Raw genomic sequence first — 4,074 nt, forward strand, 5'->3', positions numbered from 1 at the left:
TTGACTGATTTTATATTTAAAATTGACACTTTGACCAAAATCACTGTTGACGAAACTGATTTCTACAAAATAAACTTGACTTCTTATGACTCAATTTATATTGGAAAAAGTAATGACACACTTTTTTCTTTTGACCAAAGTTTGGAATTTAAAGAAATCTTTTTGATTTTAAATAAAGCAAATACCAAATATTTAGGACGGCTAGGAACTGATTACAGAGTTATTTTAGATAGTTTTAAAGATTCTATATATAATTATTCTTTCGAAAAAATAACAAACGGAACTTTTGGCGACCAAGTAATAATGGGTTACGAATATCCTGAACTAAGAATATCTAATATAAGCGTAACTGACAAAGGAAAAATAATTGACCTGAAAATTGAACAATTAAATAAATAAAAACTACACACAACACCGTGTATAAAAAATTGCTAGTTTTAGCTAACACAAAGTTGGTTGCTTGTTTGCCGGCTTCCGATTTTCCTTCGGAAAATCCTCGCCACCAAACACGCAACTTTCCATACACGAACACGTTGTGTGTAATTTGAAAAACAGAATGCAAAAGACAATTTACTTACTGATTTTCATAATTCTGAGTTCTTGTAAAACAACATCGGAATCCAAGAAAACGGAATTAACTCAATCAGATTTTTTAAAAAGCAAAAAATTTAATCAAGCTAAAAACCAATTTGGAACGTTGACTGATTTTATATTTAAAATTGACACTTTGACCAAAATCACTGTTGACGAAACTGATTTCTACAAAATAAACTTGACTTCTTATGACTCAATTTATATTGGAAAAAGTAATGACACTATTTTTTCTTTTGACCAAAGTGTGGAATTTAAAGAAATCTTTTTGATTTTAAATAAAGTAAATACCAAATATTTAGGACGGCTAGGAACTGATTACAGAGTTATTTTAGATAGTTTTAAAGATTCTATATATAATTATTCTTTCGAAAAAATAACAAACGGAACTTTTGGCGACCAAGTAATAATGGGTTACGAATATCCTGAACTAAGAATATCTAATATAAGCGTAACTGACAAAGGAAAAATAATTGACCTGAAAATTGAACAATTAAATAAATAAAAACTACACACAACACCGTGTATAAAAAATTGCTAGTTTTAGCTAATACAAAGTTGATTGCGCGTTTGCCGGCTTCCGATTTTCCTTCGGAAAATCCGCGCCCACAAACACGCAACTTTCCATACACGAACACGTTGTGTTTAATTATATGAATGAACCATCTGAACATACAATAAAATTATTTCTGAAATTCGGGGAATTGAAATATGTCAACGATTTGTATGAAAACGGAACGGTCTTTCTTAATTCAATTCAACATTTTAGAAAATTAGAAGATAATGGACTTCGTGGAGACAATTACGAGGGAATAATTAAACTACGTAATTTCCCATCAGGCGATTTTGAAATTAAAAGCCTCAATTATAAAGGTAAATATATTTCAATGCAAATAAGAGAAAGTTATGATGAAGTCGTTGGTAATATTTATAGCCTATATGCGGTTTCATCACAAGGATTTCCAAATCCATTACAATTCAAAATTGACAATAGAAATTCTGAATTTGGTTCTCATTGCTTAATGATTAAAAACCTACCAATTTTCTTTAAAAGAATTGAACAGGAACTGAATAACTCAAAATTAAAATTCAGACACGGATTTGTTAAATATTACGATGCGAGGAAAACAAATGGAAAAATAACTCTTTTTCAAAAACCTCTAGAATATGAACATCAAAAAGAGTTTAGATTTTATGTTGAACGAGACAGTATAGAACCTCTAATTTTAAAAATCGGTAGTTTAAAAGATATTGCCGAAATTTATGAATCAAACGAATTAATAAAGGGATTAGAATTAACATTGAAATAATTATGGAAATAGGAATTGAAAAAGATAACGGAAAAGTAATTGGATATAAAATTGATGGAGAAATAATCAACGGACTTTATATTACTCTTGAATTTGATAAAGTAACTGAAAATTGTACAAATTTTGGTATTCAAGTAGAGATACCAAAAGACGGTATTATTGCTCAAAAATTATCAAAAAGAAACAATTTATGTATAGTAACTTTAATAATAGATAAGGAAAATCAAGTGCAATATTTAGTTGGAAATGACATGAATTTAACTGAATTAAATTCTATGCCTGAAAACCATATGCCTTCAGAATTTAGAAATATCATTGCTCAAGCATACGAAATGACACAAAATAATAAATTATCGGACTTTTTAAAGTAATAGAACAATAACTAAACACAACACCGTGTATAAAAAATTGCTACTTTTAGCTAATACAAAGTTGGTTGCCTGTTTGCTGGCTTCCGATTTTCCTTCGGAAAATCCTCGCCCTCAGACACGCAACTTTCCATACACGAAAACGTTGGCAACAAGCTGTGAAATCCGTCAATTCAAGAAAAATTAATAACCAAATTGATAATTTTGTATCTTTGATAAAAAGCAAATAAAATGGATTTACAAACAAGAAAACTGGAACTTATTCAAGAGTTTTTAAAGATTCAAAGTGAAGATGTAATTTCACGACTTGAAAAAATCCTTAGAAAAGAAAACAAAAATTCTGATAATGGAGATTTTAAACCAATGTCAATTGAGGAATTTAATTCCCGAATTGACAAATCTATGGAAGACTCAATAAATGGTCGACTAATAGAATCTAGCGAATTAAAAGCCAAAATTGATAAATGGAATTAAAATTATTTTGGACTGATTTTTCTCAAAAAGAACTAGAAAAAATTTATGAATATTATCGAGAAAAAGCAGGATTCCGAATTGCAAAAAAACTCGTTAACGGAATTTATAATGAGACTTTAAAACTAAAAAGACAACCAAAAATAGGGCAAGCTGAAGAACTTCTAAAGAATAGAAAACAAGAATTTAGATATTTAGTCTATAAAAATTATAAAGTCATTTATTGGATTAACAATGAAGAGAACAGAATTGAAATAAATGATGTTTTTGATACTCGACAAAACCCAATAAAAATAGAACGGAAAAAATAAAAGCCAGTTGCCAACACCGTATATAATTTATTGCTAGTCCTCGCCTACTTACGAAAATCCTCTCGGATTTTCTATTCGTTTTCTATTTGCTAAATTAGGTACCTAAACACGCAACAAATCATATACGAACACGTTGCCAGTAATTTGAAAAAACATTGGAAATCATAAAAAAAGACATAGAAAAATTGATTGAATTGAGAAAAGAAGACACTTTTCTTAATCATTTAATGAATGTTTTTTCTCGTGATTTTCGTCCAAAAGGAGAAATCGGTCGGAATGAAATAAAAGTTTGGAGACAAAGTATTTGGAATGTGGCTTTCTATCCGATTTTCACATTTGAACTAAACGCAAATAATCAACTGACGAGAATAACGGATAAATTAAATCCAATAGGAAAAACAATCGTTGGATTAATTTTAATCGGAATTATATACTTTGTCGTTACCAATCTCTCAACCGATTTTGGCTTTTTGGAAAATTGGTTGCAAATTCTAATTTTGTCGGTTTTCTTGCTAGTTTTTATAACAGTTTTTCGTAAACTTTATCTTTTCGAAAAACAAAATCAACTTGACGAAATATTTGAGATTTTAGACATAGAAATTGAGAAAAAGAATCCTGAAAAAGAATGGTCTTTAAAAAATACATTAATTAGGTTATTTACATATCCATTTTGTATTTTTTTAATCGGACTGAATTTCTTTCTAATAATCCCGAATGAACAATATATTCTGGCTTTGGGAACTTTTGGATTTGTTGGATTCTACTTAATTGCGGATTTAAAAATGATATTTAAAAAATAAAAACTACTGGCAACACCGTGTATAAAAAATTGCTAGTTTTAGCTGGCACAAAGTTGGTTGCTTGTTTGCCGGCTTCCGATTTTCCTTCGGAAAATCCGAGCCCCCAAACACGCAACTTTCCATACACGAACACGTTGTATGCAATTTGAGAAATGAACAGAAAAACGATAATATTTAGTGGAATAATATTAATTCTAATCGGAATTGGATTGTGGAATTACGG

The 4,074-nt window shown here is 29.3% G+C and carries 7 protein-coding genes; all 7 read left to right on the forward strand.

Features of this window, described 5'->3' with window-relative positions:
- Window positions 1-399: hypothetical protein (locus tag CDH49_RS15300; RefSeq protein ID WP_204524837.1), on the forward strand; the 399-nt coding region annotated here is incomplete at its 5' end.
- A gap of 157 nt (window positions 400-556) precedes the next feature.
- Window positions 557-1,096 (forward strand): hypothetical protein, encoded by a 540-nt coding sequence (locus CDH49_RS15310; RefSeq protein ID WP_100616404.1) that lies wholly within the window; start codon window positions 557-559, stop codon window positions 1,094-1,096.
- Between the two features lie 148 nt (window positions 1,097-1,244).
- Window positions 1,245-1,901, forward strand: a complete 657-nt coding sequence (locus CDH49_RS15320; RefSeq protein WP_100616406.1) for a hypothetical protein — start codon at window positions 1,245-1,247, stop codon at window positions 1,899-1,901.
- A gap of 2 nt (window positions 1,902-1,903) precedes the next feature.
- On the forward strand, window positions 1,904-2,272 hold the full coding sequence (locus CDH49_RS15325) for a hypothetical protein (RefSeq protein WP_100616407.1): 369 nt from the start codon (window positions 1,904-1,906) through the stop codon (window positions 2,270-2,272).
- A 228-nt stretch (window positions 2,273-2,500) separates the two neighbouring features.
- Window positions 2,501-2,743 (forward strand): hypothetical protein, encoded by a 243-nt coding sequence (locus CDH49_RS15330; protein WP_100616408.1) that lies wholly within the window; start codon window positions 2,501-2,503, stop codon window positions 2,741-2,743.
- A complete protein-coding gene (locus CDH49_RS15335; protein ID WP_100616409.1) occupies window positions 2,734-3,051 on the forward strand; it encodes a type II toxin-antitoxin system RelE/ParE family toxin in 318 nt (105 codons plus the stop codon). The genes CDH49_RS15330 and CDH49_RS15335 overlap by 10 nt, the downstream gene beginning before the upstream one ends.
- 155 nt (window positions 3,052-3,206) lie before the next feature.
- Window positions 3,207-3,851, forward strand: a complete 645-nt coding sequence (locus tag CDH49_RS15340) for a hypothetical protein (protein ID WP_100616410.1) — start codon at window positions 3,207-3,209, stop codon at window positions 3,849-3,851.
- The last annotated feature ends 223 nt before the right edge of the window (window positions 3,852-4,074 follow it).

It is taken from the genome of Confluentibacter citreus (assembly GCF_002807055.1).
GTDB lineage: Bacteria > Bacteroidota > Bacteroidia > Flavobacteriales > Flavobacteriaceae > Confluentibacter > Confluentibacter citreus.

Bases quoted from the DNA above. Each gene is read 5' to 3' on its own strand.
- CDH49_RS15320 (WP_100616406.1), top strand. From the start codon at position 1,245: ATGAATGAACCATCTGAACATACAATAAAATTATTTCTGAAATTCGGG.
- CDH49_RS15335 (WP_100616409.1), top strand. From the start codon at position 2,734: ATGGAATTAAAATTATTTTGGACTGATTTTTCTCAAAAAGAACTAGAA.
- CDH49_RS15330 (WP_100616408.1), top strand. From the start codon at position 2,501: ATGGATTTACAAACAAGAAAACTGGAACTTATTCAAGAGTTTTTAAAG.
- CDH49_RS15310 (WP_100616404.1), top strand. From the start codon at position 557: ATGCAAAAGACAATTTACTTACTGATTTTCATAATTCTGAGTTCTTGT.
- CDH49_RS15325 (WP_100616407.1), top strand. From the start codon at position 1,904: ATGGAAATAGGAATTGAAAAAGATAACGGAAAAGTAATTGGATATAAA.